The sequence below is a fragment of the Kitasatospora sp. NPDC059146 genome (genome assembly GCF_042786665.1).
Classification (GTDB): domain Bacteria; phylum Actinomycetota; class Actinomycetes; order Streptomycetales; family Streptomycetaceae; genus Kitasatospora.
Genome location: NZ_JBHZCY010000010.1, coordinates 1 through 13,979 on the forward strand (window position 1 = coordinate 1; position 13,979 = coordinate 13,979).

Sequence of the window (13,979 nt, forward strand, 5' to 3'; positions counted from 1 at the left end):
CCCACGCGCCGAGCACCTGCCGCTCGTGATCCGACAACACCAGCTCGGCCAGCCTCGGCCCAGGACGTCCCATGCACTGACCAACGACGGATCAAGGACTCAGGACACTAGAACCCAAGTCCGGGCCTTCGACGGTGGCCGTACTCAGTTGGTGCCGCCGCCCTTGAGCCATGTGTCACTGATGTCGAGCGTCTGCGGAACGACTTCTGGGTACCGGTCTGCGAGGTACTCCTGCTCGATCTCCTCGCCGGTTCGCCGATCCATGACGGTCTTCACACCACTCAACTTCATCTTCTTCAGGGTGCCGATGGACTCGCCTGTGACGAGGGCGTTGAAGGCCTTGATGGCTTGGGCCGACTGCTGCACGCTGTCCCGACTGACGACTCCGCGGTTCACGTTGATCATGGTGTTCGTGTAGAGGGCTCGGGGGTCTTTGCCGACGAGCTCTTGACTGGCTTCACCGATGCCGTCGAAGAACGAGTTCGCCACGTGCTCCGGCCATTCCTCAGTGATGATCTTGTAGGCGACGACCAGTCCGGTCGCGCTGGCGTGACACTGCTTGCCCTTCCCTACCATGCGGACGATCAGGGCTTCCTCGATCGGCCACCTGACCACCAGCTCTTGCAGCTTTTCCGCCGTTAGCCGGCCGGTGGTCCACCGGGTCCAGTGGAGCAGCGCGCTGCGGTTGGCGAGGACCTTCAGGGCCGCTGCGTATACGTTGGAGTTGGCCTGCTTCATCTCGGTGATCTGCGCGACGAAGTCTCCCGCGGTGCGGATGCGGCCGCCATCGATCGCGGCGAAGGTGTCCGGGTTGAGGTTGTACGTCACCTGGGCGGTCACCGTGGCACCAGTCTCGATGATCGCGGCGGCACGGTGCTGCCCGTCGATCAGACAGCCGTGCCAGTCGAGCGCGAACCCCTGGTGTGTGGTGCGGTACTGGCCGTTGCGCAGAATTTCCTTGAATTTGTCCACATTGGATCGCTTCAGGGGGACACGGTTGCATGTCCTCTTACTCATCCAGCTGCTGCACTTGTCGGGGGTCACTTCGGCGATCTCGGTGTAGACGGGCGGACTGGAGCGGACTTCATCGGCCATGCTGCAATCTCCTTCTCGGGGCGTGGTGAAGAGATTTGCGCGACTCGAATGCGTTCGTCGGCTCCTCGTCTCGCTTCCCTCAGGGCGAGGCTAGAGGCGGATACCGTCAGATAGTGTTCGAAGTCGACTATTGAGAATAGATGATCAGTCTCATCTAGCATGATGTCGCAAATGTTGAGAACTTGGATCGACTGTGATCGCAGGCAGGTGCTTCTTTCGAAAGTGCGGGATCGAAGGCAGCCCGACGTTCGCGGTTGCAATGCGCGGGCGGGTGCAGTGCGAAAGGGGCGAAGCATGACCGCGCTCGATCAGCAGTAGCCGGCCGAGAACAGGACTGGTGCGGAGTTGGAGAATTCGGGAAGGCGTCATGGAAATGAGAGCCGCAGGCTGCGAGCTGTATGGCGGGTGGTGGAGATGGAGTACGGCATCTGACAGCTTTCCCAGAATTTCAAGGAATAGCTGTTCGGCACGATGGGCCAGTCGCGAGATTAGCTGGGGCATCATGTGTGCGGCTGTGGGGCCGCACCATAAGGATGGATGGTCCGCCTCGGTTCTGCGGGTGTCCTAGCGCCGGGCGTTGCGGGCCGTCCTGTGGTGGCATTCGGTCCAAGGTGGGCAGGCGTATTCCAACCTCCCCTCGCCGATGTCATCCATGACTGGCATGGGTAAGTCGTCGAGCGTAGGTCAATGGTCGGAGAGCTGTTCGGTGGGCGTTGATCTGCGCTATTCCACTCGAATTCGGACAAGACGCCGTTGGCGGGTCCGCGTGGAGCCAGAGGGCCGTGGCTTCGGCGGCGGCAGGCTCGGCGACCTCTCCTCGCCGCGAGCGCTACCCGGTCGGCGCTCGCACATGAGTCCGCCTGCCCGCTTGAGCCGAACCCGATCAAGGGCGGGTCGAACAGCGGCCTGCTCTGGCCGGCCTGCCGGACGTTCGAGGGTTTGTGCATCGACTTGGCGGCCGCCCGGGGGTGGGGGCGACCCGATCAAGGGAGCGCTCCGAGCGGCGCTGCCGGAGGAGTCCGGGGAAGGGGCTTGTGCATGACAGCGGGGTCGGAGGTTGTGGATGGACAACGACGAAGGCCCGGGCCGCTGAGCGGTCCGGGCCTTCGTGAAGGCGGAGGATACAAGATTCGAACTCGTGAGGGATTGCTCCCAACACGCTTTCCAATTCTCCCTAACCCCGTCCGCAGGGGTTCACACTCGTCCTGACCTGCGGCGGAGCGAACCGCTGGGCGGCGGCTGAACCTGGTCGGACAGGGGAGAACGAGACCAAAACTGAGACCAGACACGGCTCCTCGCCGGCATCAATCGGGCGCTTGTCGATCGGTCGCCAGGTCGCGCTGAGGCACGTGCGTGGTCGATGGCTCGGCGGCGATCTCGCGACCCTGAAGGCCACGCCTACGACGGGCCTCTCGCACGTGCCCGTGGCTGGGCCTCATCCGTCAGGCGTCTACCGATGCAGCGCAAGGACACCGCTCACGGTGCCACTGACAGACGCGACGAAGATGAGCAGCCGGTAAGGACAGCGCTGCACCGTCAGCCGCATGCCGCCGATGCGAACGTCGAGGAACGGGTGGGCCGGACGAGGATGGGGCATGTGGACCTCCGAGCTGCAATCGATTCGGTATGGTCCGATCACAGCAGGTAGGGGCATGGATGCGGCAGGCCGCAACCGCACCTTGCGTCACTCGACCGCACGTTGCTTGACGCGCAACAACGGGAAGGGGATGAGAAATGACGCAGAGTCAGCGTCCAGGGCGACGTGGTCTTGCCGAGCTCGATGAGAAGCTGCCCGAGCCGGAGCGCCGTTGCGCACAGCGGTTGCGGTATCTGCGTGACCGGATCGGTCTGTCTTCCGAGGAACTGGCTCGCAGGCTTAGCGCCGATCTGCTGCACGTGGACAAGACTCGGCTCTCGAAGTATCTGAACGGCCGAGACGTCCCGCGCCGAGAGTTCGCTGTCCGGATTCACCAGGTCCTGGCCGAGCAGGAAGGCGGCGAAGTTTCGCTTGAGGAGGTCGCGCAGACCCGGAGGGTGATGTATGAGGCGGCCCGGGCTCGGAGTCCGCTGCAGGCCCGGGAGTTCGAACTTGCTGAGGCGCGGGAGGAGATTGAGCGCCAACGCCGTGTCACCCGCGAGCAGCTCGGTGAGCTCCGGGAGGAGCTGAGAGCAGAGCGTTGCAAGCGCCAGGCAGCAGAGGAGGCCCTCGCCGACCTCGACGTTCACGCACGGGACGAGGTGCGGGCGCTGACTGAGCAACGCGATGCCGCTGAGCGTCGTGTGGCTGACCTTGAGCAACAGATCCAGCAGACTGAGGCGGTCCTTCGGTTGCAGGGCCGCGACGCACGCGCAATGGAGGATCTGGCGAGTGCTACCGACGCCGAACTCGTGCTGCTCGGCCAGGCAGACACCGCCAGCATGGGCGATCTTTACCAGATACTTGTTAGCTGGCGTGACTACGACCAGGATGACCAGGCCGACCTGCTGCTGGAACGGCTCGCGGTCAGCGGCGACGTTACGCTGATCTTTGGGCTGTATGAGATGTTCCTCAACAAGGAGCGGAAGCTCGATGCGTCACGAATTTTGGCCGCGACAGCCCGAGCGCAAGATCCGGTGGCTCTGTTCTACTTCACCAGGAGCCTGGAGCTTCCCGACTCCAAGGAACTACGACCTCACGACTCTCCCCTCACCAGGTGGTCCCCTCTCGAAAGTCTGGAACTTGCCCTCAATCCGTCGCCTGCTGTGCGGTGGGTCCGTGATCTGCCGGGCACGCTCGTCCTGCACGCGCCGACAGAGTCGATCCTGCGGTTCCATCGGGCGTGCCAAGAGAACGGTGCGGATGCCCTGGGGGCGAGTCTTCGCAATCACGTCCTGAACGGTTGTCCCGAAGGGTGGAATTCCGGCGATCCGCGCGAGGTCGAGTTCTACAAGCTGGCGCGGGCGGAGGCGGAGCAGCGCGAGCGCGAGCGCAAGTACCGCCGCAGTTGGATGGCTCGGTGGTTGGAACGATAAAGATGAGCGCATACGTGGCGGGTGCACCAGCATGTCACCCGTCTCGGTGAAGCGTTTCGCCGCGCGCCCGCCGTTCTGGGCTCTGCAAGCTCACATAGTGCTTAGCACGCGCGTACAGCAGGTCAGCCCCACCTGTGCACTGGAGGCTCATGAGATCCCAGACACTTCTAATCCGTTGCTTGAGTGTGGTCAGCCGCAGGTGGATATTGGACGTCTCTCAGATCTAGTTGGAGGTGCTCGGCAGGTGGCAAGTTTTAGTGGGCAGACTAACGATTTTCCGCGAGCCAATAGTGAACCTGAAAGTCTGCTTCTCCAGGCAATTTTTACCGTGCATAAAAGGGAGGGTCGCTGGCCGAGTTCTAAGAAATTGGATCGGCTGCTCCAGAAGTCTGGTACGTCGCTCCGCTCGGTGGCGGCTGGATTGCCCGATGGGCTAGTCGATGGAATCCCCGATGGGCTGGGCGCTAAGGTCTCATCGATGGACGAAGTCCGTCTGACCCTGGCGGGGGTTGCTAACTGCGCGGGATCGGACGGAGTTCTGCTGCTATTTCTGCAGATTTTGCGAGACGCTGCGAAGAAGGAGAAGGACGCGGCGCGTTGGAGCTCTGAGCGCATCGGTTTCAGTCCCTCGGAAAGTGACGATGTTGCGGCCGTGTGTCGAGGTCTGGAGTTTAGGAATCCTGTGGATTTCTTGATGGATGTCATGCGGCCCGAGCCGTGGTGCACTGGCGCCGCAAGGAGTGGCGGCTGGGAGGTCTTTGTCCCAGCGCGTGTTTCCGTGGACAGTAGAATCCGCTTCTTTGCTGGCGCTCAAGACTTTCAGGATTACTGGCTCAGGAGAAAGAATTTCGTCGAAAATTATCACTCGTTGCGTCAGAGGAGGGACCTGGAGGGCTTGCATCCGGAGATCCTCTCGGTTGCGGGTTCGCTGTGGAGCGATGGGCATTTTTCGCAGGCCGTGCTAGCCGTTTTTCGCCATATTGAATTCCGCGTTCAAAACGCAACCGGAGAGCTTTCCGAGTCGGGGCAGTCCTTGATGGCCAAGGCATTTTCTGATCCGATCCAGGGGGTCGATGTGCGGAGGGCTGATGGAATGTCCGGGCAGAGTGAGCAGGCTGGTTTCAAGTTCCTTTTCATGGGAGCTATGGCTGGTTTGCGGAATCCGCGGGCGCATGGCGGTCATTCGGAGGAAGGAGAATCCGAATCGTACGAGGCAATCGCCTTTGGAAGCCTACTGCTCCGACGTCTAGATCTCGCTGCTCGGCGTGGGACTACCGCAACCTCGTGAGCCAGTCGCGGATGGTTCCTTCCTGCATGGTTTGGCCGACGGCCTCATAAGAGCTCGTGACACGATCTTGCTGGTCGTTGTTGGCGGGGCGTGACCGATGTGACGATTCGTCCGTTCGTGATGGTGTGAGCAAATGCGCGGCCACCCCGGCTTCGACCGGGCCGCGTGCAGGGTGGCATCCTGCCCGGCCTGGAGCGAGGACTCGAAGGCGCGGCTGTCGGCGACGAGGTGGATATCGTCCTTGAGTCGGAGGACGCTTACGGCGAATACCTCAACGAGCTGGTCACCACCGTCAACCGCGATTCCTTCGATGGGGCGGAGTTGGAGGTGGGCGTGCAGCTCAAGCTCTCCACCTCCGATGGCGAGACCCGGCTCGTCACCATCCACGACATCAGCGGCGACGACGTGACCATTGACGCGAACCACCCGCTGGCCGGGCAGCGAGTGCGCTACGAGGTGAAGGTCCTCGCCATCCTTGACGCCACCAACGACGAGATCACCAACCGCCCGCCTCAGAGCAGCAATTAGGACCACGCGGGGGGTCGGTTTGCACGGCCCCCAGCCCCCTGGCTTCCCGTCAATGACAGAAATCGGACAACGTTCGATCCCGACCTCCCGACCCGCAGGCCCGGCTGCTTCGGCCGTTACGGCCAGATGCCGATCAGCGCCGGTTCAGGCCGGAGCGTGATTCCGGTTGCAATCTCGACCTGCGTCGAAAGTTCGGTGAGGGCGTGGGCGAAGCCCGTTGCGGTCGCTCCGTCGTGGGCGGTGAGGGTGAGGGTGCGGCGTTCCGAGCAGCGGATGCCGTCTGCGATCTTGTAGCCGGGCCGGTAACCGGTGTGCTCCAGCAGCCAGCCGGCGCTGGCCCGCAGCTGCCCGTCGCTGTCGGTGTGGACCGGGCAGTCGGCAGCTGACCAAGGGTCTGTCCAGTGAACGGTGTAACTCGGTTGGGTTGAGTTAACGGCGGCCGGCGGAGAGTCGGCCCTCGAAGGCGATCTCGAAGGCGTTCAACGCGGCCTTCCAGCGGGTCATCCAGCGCTTTCGGCCGTCACCGGTCGGGTCGAGGGACACGATCGCCATGTAGACGCACTTCAACGCGGCCTGCTCGTTCGGGAAATGCCCGCGCGAGCGGACGGCCTTGCGGATCCTGGTGTTGACGGACTCGATCGCGTTCGTGGTGCAGATGACCCGGCGGACCTCGACGTCGAAGCTCAGGAACGGCACGAACTCCGCCCAGGCGTTCTCCCAGAGCCGCACGATCGCGGGATACTTCTTCCCCCAGGCCTCGGTGAACTCCACGAACCGCTCCAGGGCGGCGTCCTCGGTCGGAGCCGTGTAGACGGGCTTGAGCGCCTTGGAGATCTTGTCCCAGTCCTGCCGGGCCGCGTAGCGGAACGAGGCCCGGATCAGGTGGACGATGCAGGTCTGGGTGACGGCCTGCGGCCAGACCGCGGCGATGGCGTCCGGCAGGCCCTTGAGACCGTCGCAGACGACCATGCACACGTCCGCGACGCCGCGGTTCTTGATCTCGGTCAGGACGTGCAGCCAGTACTTGGCGCCCTCGCCGCCGTCGCCGGCCCACAACCCGAGGATCTCGCGGGTGCCCTCGACCGTGACCGCCAGCGCCACGTAGATGGGCCGGTTGGCGACCTGGCCGTCGCGGAGCTTCACGTGCACGCAGTCGATGAAGACCACCGGATAGACCGGATCGAGCGGCCGGTTCTGCCACTCGGCCATGCCCTCGATCACCTGGTCCGTGATCGTGGAGATGGTCTGCTTGGATACTTCCGCGCCGTAGACCTCGGCCAGGTGCGCGGAGATCTCCCCGTGCGTCAGACCGCGGGCGGACAGCGAGAGTACCATCTCGTCAACTCCGGACAGCCGCCGCTGGCGCTTGCGGACCAGCTGCGGCTCGAACGAGCCTTCCCGGTCGCGGGGGACGTCGATCTCGACCGGGCCGACCTCGGTCAGCACGGTCTTCGACCGGATGCCGTTGCGCGAGTTCCCGCTGCCGGCCCCTGCCGGGTCGTGCTTCTCGTAGCCGAGGTGGTCCGTCATCTCGCCCTCGAGAGCGGACTCCAGGATCTTCTTCGTGAGCTGCTGGAGCAGGCCTCCGGCGCCGGTGAGCTGCAGCCCGCTCGCTCGGGCCCGGTCGACCAGCTGCCCGATCAACTGGTCGTCCAAGGCGTCCGGCTGCAACTCCACCGGCTTCGCTGCCTCGACGGCCGCGGCCGAGACGGTCACTTCCTTCATCAGGTGCTACTTCCTTGATCGGGAGTTACACCGTTCTTTGTACAGACCCCAGCACCCTGCCAGAGGATCGGTCCCCAGCGGGTGGGAATGCGATGGTTCGGCCAGAGAGCCTGCGGGCGCGGGCGTGCCTATTCGTCGTGGCCGTGAGCCTGTCGGTGGTGGCGGAAGTACTCCGCTCTCTCCGGGATGGCCGCTGGGCATCGCCGACCCACGAGGCGTCCGGCTGCGGCGGCAACAGTACTTCCCTCGTCTGTGAGGCGGCTTCGGATGACGCCCTCGGAGTCAACGAAGATGTCGCCGAGCTCGAACATCTGGTCGCAGCCGAACGTGCAGGCCAGCATTCCGATGGCGAGATCGCGCCGTTCGTCCTCGCTTGCCTCGGCCCGGCGTTTGATATGCGCGGCGCGGAGGTAGGCCGCTGGATAGGTCTCCCCACACAGTGCGCATGGGGCAGCCGTGCGGTTGTTGAGCAGCCACTGGCGGAGCTGAGGTTGCTCCCGGCGGGCGCTACCCAGCCGAGCGGTATCGGTGGGCCCTTCCAACAGATGAGTCGGGAAGGTCAGCGACCACGGCTCGGCCGCCTCGGTGGAACTGCCAGCGCCCAATTCCGCGGGCAGGGTGAAGTGCAATGCTCTCGCGGAGGGGCAGACCTCCGGCGCAGGCTCCGGGAGCCAGTCGCGACCGCGTGAGATGAAGGCATGGGAGTCGCTGATCTGGTGGACGATCCGGACCAGGACCTGGGCGTCGTCTGCCGCGTCGGTACCGGGGGTGAACATTGCGAGGCCGTCGGTGCTGTCGCCGCAACGCCAGATCGCCTCAGTCATCTGTAGGTCGATCCACTGTGTTCCCAGCCAGTGTTCCCTGCGTCGCTTCTTGGACCCGGTTGACGTGAGTGCGAGCTCGGCTTCTAGAGCGAGCACTGGGTACTGGCCCCAGACGATGATGTACTCGCCCTCCACTGTCTTGGTCGCGAGCCGGGCAAGCTGCGGGAGGACCTGCGGAAGCGGCTGGGCGTCGGCTGGATGGTGGTGGGCTGGACAGGACCTGCCGGGTTCTGTGCGGATGAGGAAGTGCTCGTTGACCAGGTCGAACAGGGAGCACACCGCGATCTCAGAAAGTCGGCCGCAGCACGGGGTGGCGCGAACGGTCAGTACCAGCGGATGGCCAGTTTGGTAGGGCCTTCCCTTCGCCCGGATGAGGCGCCCGTTGAGTGCACGGTTCTCCACCAGGCCTGCGCGGAATTTGCCGCGGGCGACCATCTCCTTGATGTCGAGGGCCGTCATCGTCCGCGCCATCTCGTCGTCTCGATCGACGTGGCGTTCGCCATGCTGTGACTCGGCCGGTTCGAGACCGGCCAGGGCATAGGCGGGCCGGTACGTGCAGCCCTGAACACCTGGGCTGGTCAGCCACGCGCTGGGTTGGCGCGCGTGTGGGATGCGCAGGCCGAGGGCGGGTAGGTCGTCCGCCGGCAACAGATGTGCTGGGCGATCGGCCTCCGAGTATCGCGGGAGGTCGAGGAGCGCGCGGTCGGCTGGTAGGTAGTGCGGAGCCACTGGGCAACCGTATCGGTCCGTGTGCGGCGGCAACTGCAACCAAAACTGCAACCACGACACGAAGAAGGCCCCGACCGGAAACCCGGTCGGGGCCTTCAACTGCCTTGCTAGGCAAAGGCGGAGGATACGAGATTCGAACTCGTGAGGGGTTGCCCCCAACACGCTTTCCAAGCGTGCGCCCTAGGCCTCTAGGCGAATCCTCCGTGGGAGAGCTTAGTACATGTTTCGGGGTGCTCGCGACCAGCTGTCCCGCAGGCTGAGGGGTGGGGGTGGCCTGTGGATCGTCGGGGCCGGGATCCGGTACTGTGGGGGTCAGCCCCTCGTGTGGCGTCATCTCTCTGAACCCCCCCAGGGCCGGAAGGCAGCAAGGGTAGGAGGGCTCTGGCGGGTGCACGAGGGGTCTTTGCGTTCCCGAGGGCGTGTGGGCCGTGGGGAGAGCGGGGCCGGGGTGAAGGGGCGACGCGTTTGTCCGTCCGTCCCGATATCGTCGGGGGTGTGTCCCTAGCCCTGTACCGCCGCTACCGCCCCGAGACCTTCGCGGAGGTCATCGGGCAGGAGCACGTGACCGCTCCGCTCCAGCAGGCCCTGCGCAACAACAGGGTCAACCACGCGTACCTGTTCAGCGGGCCGCGCGGCTGTGGCAAGACGACGAGCGCGCGCATCCTGGCCCGTTGCCTGAACTGCGAACAGGGGCCGACGCCGACGCCCTGCGGGGAGTGCCAGTCCTGTCGGGACCTCGCGACCGGTGGGCCCGGCTCGATCGACGTGATCGAGATCGACGCCGCCTCGCACGGTGGTGTGGACGACGCGCGCGAGCTGCGTGAGCGGGCCTTCTTCGCGCCGGTGCACAGCCGGTACAAGATCTTCATCCTGGACGAGGCGCACATGGTGACCTCGGCCGGGTTCAACGCGCTGCTCAAGGTAGTCGAGGAGCCGCCGGAGCACCTCAAGTTCATCTTCGCGACCACCGAGCCGGAGAAGGTGATCGGGACGATCCGGTCCCGCACCCACCACTACCCGTTCCGGCTGGTCCCGCCCGGCACCCTGCGCGACTACCTGGCGGAGGTCTGCGGCCGCGAGGGCATCCAGGTCGAGGACTCGGTGTTCCCGCTGGTCGTACGGGCCGGCGCGGGCTCGGTGCGTGACTCGATGTCGGTGATGGACCAGCTGCTGGCCGGTGCCGCCGAGGGCGGCGTGACGTACCAGATGGCGACGTCGCTGCTCGGGTACACCGACTCGGCGCTGCTGGACGAGGTGGTGGACGCCTTCGCCGCGCAGGACGGCGCGACGGTGTTCCAGGTGATCGACCGGGTGGTCGAGGGCGGGCACGACCCGCGCCGCTTCGTCACGGACCTGCTGGAGCGGCTGCGTGACCTGGTGATCCTCGCCACCGTGCCGGAGGCCGGGGAGAAGGGGCTGATCGACGCCCCGGCGGACCGGGTCGCGGTGATGCAGGCGCAGGCGGACGCCTTCGGCGCGGCCGAGCTGAGCCGGGCCGCGGACATCGTCAACACCGGGCTGACCGAGATGCGTGGCAACGCGGCGCCCCGGCTCCAGCTGGAGCTGATCTGCGCCCGGGTGATGCTGCCGGGCGCGTACAGCGACGAGCTGTCGTTGCAGGCGCGCTTGGACAAGTTGGAGCGCCGGGCCGCGGCGGGAGGCTTCGCCGCACCGGCCGGGATGGCACCGATGGCACCGATGGCACCGGTGGCCGGGGTGGCCCCGATGGCGGCCCCCGTGGCCGTTGCGACGGCGGCGCTGGCGGTCCCCCAGGCTGCCCCGACGGCGCCCCCCGGGGCCCATCCGACGGCGGCGCGCGCGCTCCCCCAGGCTGCCCCGCCGGTGGAGGTGCCCGCTCCGGTGCCCGCGCCGGTCGTGGCGGCCCCCGCCCCCGCGCAGGCCCCGGCACCCCCGGCCCCGGCCGGGCCCGCTCCGGGCGCCTGGCCGATCGCGCGCAGCTTCCCGCCCGCCGGTGGCGCACCGGCCCCCGCTGCTGCTGCCGCCCCCGTGCCGCAGCCGCAGGCCGTCCCGCAGCCCGCGCCGACCCCGGCCCAGCCGGCCCCCGCCCCCACCCCCGCCCCCGCGGGCGCCCCCGGCGGTCAGCCGTCCGCGGCCGCGCAGCAGGGCGCCGGGCAGGTCCGGCAGCTGTGGCCGCAGATCCTGGAGGCGGTGAAGAACCGCCGCCGCTTCACCTGGATCCTGCTCAGCCAGAACGGCCAGGTGGCCGGGTTCGACGGCAGCGTGCTCCAGGTCTCGTTCATCAACGCCGGTGCCCGGGACAGCTTCGTCGGCAGCAACAGCGACGACGTGCTGCGCCAGGCGCTGTCGGACGCGCTGGGCGTGGACTGGCGGATCGAGTGCATCGTCGACCCGCCGGGCGGCGTGGGTGCGCCGGCGGCGGCCCCGGCCCCGGCCGGCGGCGGCTGGGGGGCCCCGGCCCGTCCGGCGGCCGCCGCCCCGCCGGCGGCGGCTCCCGCCCCGGCGCAGGCCGCGGTGCAGGCCCCGCCGCAGGCGCAGGCCCCGGTCCAGGCGCCGCCCCGGCCGCAGGTGCAGGCTCCCGCGCCGGTGCAGGCCCCGCCGCCGGTGGCGGCGCCCCCGGCCCGCCCGGTGCAGTCGGTGCGGCCGGAGGACGACATCCCGGAGGAGGACGACCCGGACCTCAACGAGGAGACGTTCTCCGGCCAGGACCTGATCATCCGCGAGCTGGGGGCCACGGTGCTGGAGGAGATCCACCACCGCGGCAACTGAGCGCTCCCCGGGAGCGGGGCCACGGCATCCGCCCCGGGCCCGTAGGCTCGACCGTGACGTACGACGAACCGTGTGACAGCAAGGAGTGAGCCGTGTTCCCCGGTGGTGGTCAGCCCAACATGCAGCAGCTGCTCAAGCAGGCGCAGAAGATGCAGGAGGAGCTCGCGAAGGCCCAGCAGGAGCTGGCCGAGGCGAAGGTGAACGGTACGGCGGGCGGCGGCCTGGTCGAGGCCACGGTGACGGGTTCGGGCGAGCTGGTGGCGCTGACCATCGCCCCGGCGGCCGTGGACCCGGAGGACACCGAGACCCTGGCCGACCTGGTCCTGGCGGCCGTGCGGGACGCCAACCAGGCGGCCCAGAAGATGCAGGCCGAGCGGATGGGCCCGCTGACCCAGGGCCTGGGCGGCGGCGGCATCCCCGGCCTGCCGTTCTAGGGAAACCCCGGCCGTGATCCCCGCCGCGGGGGTCGACGGTCTGGAGTTCAGACGGCGGACCCATGTGATTTCTGTGGGAGTCGGGCGTCGGGCGGTGTGTCCGGCGCCCGATTCGTTGGATGATGGCACCGGGGCACCTCCGACCAGGAGCACCACCGGACCATCCGAGGGAAGGCGCGACGTTGTACGAGGGCGTGGTTCAGGACCTGATCGACGAACTGGGCAGGCTGCCCGGCGTCGGGCCCAAGAGCGCCCAGCGGATCGCCTTCCACGTGCTGCAGTCCGACCCGGTCGACGTGCGCCGTCTCGCGCACGCGCTGCTGGAGGTCAAGGACAAGGTCCGGTTCTGCGCGGTCTGCGGCAACGTCGCGGAGGCCGAGCGGTGCCGGGTCTGCCTGGACCCGCGGCGCGACCTCGGCGTCATCTGCGTGGTCGAGGAGCCCAAGGACGTCGTCGCCATCGAGCGCACCCGTGAGTTCCGCGGCCGCTACCACGTGCTGGGCGGCGCGATCAGCCCCATCGAGGGCGTCGGCCCGGACGACCTGCGCATCCGCGAGCTGCTCGCGCGCCTCGCGGACGGCACGGTCGCCGAGCTGATCCTGGCCACCGACCCCAACCTGGAGGGGGAGGCGACCGCCACCTATCTGGCCCGGCTGTGCAAGCCGATGGGCCTGAAGGTGACCCGGCTGGCGAGCGGACTGCCCGTCGGCGGGGACCTGGAGTACGCGGACGAGGTCACCCTCGGTCGCGCCTTCGAAGGGAGACGACTGCTCGATGTCTGACCGGACGATCAACCAGCAGCCCCACGGCTCCCCGCAGCCGGAGGCCGGGGCGACCGCCCCGCACACCCACGGCCACGGCTCCGAGCCGGACGACTTCGCCGTGCAGATCGCCGACTCGGTGGAGAGCTTCGTGCTCGCCGTCACCGAGGTCGCCAAGGGCGACGAACCGGGCAGCGCGGTCTCGCTGCTGCTCCTGGAGGTCTCGCAGCTGCTGCTGGCCGGCGGCCGGCTGGGCGCGATCGAGGACGTCGTCCCCGAGGACCGCTTCGAGCCCGACGCCGGGCCGGAGCCGGACGGCGAGCAGCTGCGCGAGCGCCTCGCCGTGCTGCTCGCGCCGATCGACGTCTACCACGAGGTCTTCGACCCGTACGGTCCGCCGGAGAAGCCGAACGCCTTCCGGATCTCGGACGACCTGGCCGGCGTGGTCAGCGAGCTCCAGCACGGCCTGACCCACTACCGCGAGGGCCGGGTCAGCGAGGCGCTGTGGTGGTGGCAGTTCTCGTACCTCTCCAACTGGGGCACGACCTGCACGGCGGTGCTGCGGGCGCTGCAGTCGCTGATCGCCCACGTCCGGCTGGACAGTCCGATCGGTGCGGCGCCGGACGGCGCGGACACCGACGACGACGGGCTGACCGACGAGCAGTTGGAGCAGCAGGCGGGCGACCTGATGGAGGCCGAGCTCGGCCTCGGCCGGTAGGCGGCAGGTAGCCGGCCCTCGGCCGCAACCGAGGGCCGCAACCCAGGGCCGCAACCGAGGGCCGCAACCCAGGGCCGCACCGAGGGCAGTATGCGAAGGCCGCAACCGAAGGCCGCC

Annotated in this window: 10 protein-coding genes, 1 tRNA gene, 1 other RNA gene and 1 pseudogene; 8 read left to right on the forward strand and 5 right to left on the reverse strand. The window is 67.4% G+C overall.

Annotated features, from left to right (window positions below; translation table 11 throughout):
* Nucleotides 1–144 precede the first annotated feature (144 nt).
* Nucleotides 145–1,095, reverse strand: a complete 951-nt coding sequence (locus ACFXPX_RS06265) for a hypothetical protein (RefSeq protein ID WP_380533197.1) — start codon at nt 1,093–1,095, stop codon at nt 145–147.
* Between the two features lie 1,734 nt (nt 1,096–2,829).
* On the opposite strand from ACFXPX_RS06265, the gene ACFXPX_RS06270 reads away from it, so the two are divergent.
* From ACFXPX_RS06270 to ACFXPX_RS06280, 3 genes are all read left to right on the forward strand, one after another.
* Nucleotides 2,830–4,107: a helix-turn-helix domain-containing protein gene (locus ACFXPX_RS06270; protein ID WP_380639773.1), complete on the forward strand. Its 1,278-nt coding sequence runs from the start codon at nt 2,830–2,832 to the stop codon at nt 4,105–4,107.
* A 478-nt stretch (nt 4,108–4,585) separates the two neighbouring features.
* Nucleotides 4,586–5,395 (forward strand): TIGR02391 family protein, encoded by an 810-nt coding sequence (locus ACFXPX_RS06275; RefSeq protein ID WP_380639775.1) that lies wholly within the window; start codon nt 4,586–4,588, stop codon nt 5,393–5,395.
* 165 nt (nt 5,396–5,560) lie between these two features.
* Complete coding sequence (locus ACFXPX_RS06280) at nt 5,561–5,923, forward strand: peptidylprolyl isomerase (RefSeq protein ID WP_380639777.1); 363 nt, start codon at nt 5,561–5,563, stop codon at nt 5,921–5,923.
* Between the two features lie 116 nt (nt 5,924–6,039).
* Here the strand turns inward: ACFXPX_RS06280 and ACFXPX_RS06285 are convergent.
* The 4 genes and pseudogenes from ACFXPX_RS06285 to ACFXPX_RS06300 form a co-directional block, all read right to left on the reverse strand.
* Nucleotides 6,040–6,330, reverse strand: a pseudogene (locus ACFXPX_RS06285) (hypothetical protein); the annotation flags it as partial.
* Nucleotides 6,331–6,352: 22 nt separating this feature from the next.
* The gene (locus ACFXPX_RS06290) at nt 6,353–7,639 is read right to left on the reverse strand and encodes an IS256 family transposase (RefSeq protein ID WP_380639923.1); all 1,287 of its coding nucleotides are present in this window, start codon (nt 7,637–7,639) and stop codon (nt 6,353–6,355) included.
* Between the two features lie 137 nt (nt 7,640–7,776).
* On the reverse strand, nt 7,777–9,201 hold the full coding sequence (locus ACFXPX_RS06295; protein WP_380532360.1) for a hypothetical protein: 1,425 nt from the start codon (nt 9,199–9,201) through the stop codon (nt 7,777–7,779).
* A 118-nt stretch (nt 9,202–9,319) separates the two neighbouring features.
* Nucleotides 9,320–9,404: transfer RNA gene (locus ACFXPX_RS06300), tRNA-Ser, on the reverse strand.
* Between the two features lie 111 nt (nt 9,405–9,515).
* Between ACFXPX_RS06300 and ffs the strand changes: the two genes are divergently transcribed.
* From ffs to ACFXPX_RS06325, 5 genes are all read left to right on the forward strand, one after another.
* An RNA gene (gene ffs, locus ACFXPX_RS06305) (signal recognition particle sRNA small type) lies at nt 9,516–9,606 on the forward strand.
* 90 nt (nt 9,607–9,696) lie between these two features.
* Nucleotides 9,697–11,949 (forward strand): DNA polymerase III subunit gamma and tau, encoded by a 2,253-nt coding sequence (locus ACFXPX_RS06310; protein WP_380639779.1) that lies wholly within the window; start codon nt 9,697–9,699, stop codon nt 11,947–11,949.
* Between the two features lie 92 nt (nt 11,950–12,041).
* Nucleotides 12,042–12,383, forward strand: coding sequence for a YbaB/EbfC family nucleoid-associated protein (locus tag ACFXPX_RS06315; RefSeq protein WP_360227091.1), 342 nt, complete (start codon nt 12,042–12,044; stop codon nt 12,381–12,383).
* 182 nt (nt 12,384–12,565) lie between these two features.
* Nucleotides 12,566–13,165, forward strand: a complete 600-nt coding sequence (recR, locus tag ACFXPX_RS06320) for a recombination mediator RecR (protein ID WP_375887690.1) — start codon at nt 12,566–12,568, stop codon at nt 13,163–13,165.
* Complete coding sequence (locus tag ACFXPX_RS06325; protein ID WP_375887687.1) at nt 13,158–13,862, forward strand: DUF5063 domain-containing protein; 705 nt, start codon at nt 13,158–13,160, stop codon at nt 13,860–13,862. The genes recR and ACFXPX_RS06325 overlap by 8 nt, the downstream gene beginning before the upstream one ends.
* Nucleotides 13,863–13,979: the final 117 nt, after the last annotated feature.

Bases quoted from the DNA above. Each gene is read 5' to 3' on its own strand.
- ACFXPX_RS06275 (WP_380639775.1), top strand. From the start codon at position 4,586: ATGGACGAAGTCCGTCTGACCCTGGCGGGGGTTGCTAACTGCGCGGGA.
- ACFXPX_RS06325 (WP_375887687.1), top strand. From the start codon at position 13,158: ATGTCTGACCGGACGATCAACCAGCAGCCCCACGGCTCCCCGCAGCCG.
- ACFXPX_RS06265 (WP_380533197.1), bottom strand. From the start codon at position 1,095: ATGGCCGATGAAGTCCGCTCCAGTCCGCCCGTCTACACCGAGATCGCC.
- ACFXPX_RS06270 (WP_380639773.1), top strand. From the start codon at position 2,830: ATGACGCAGAGTCAGCGTCCAGGGCGACGTGGTCTTGCCGAGCTCGAT.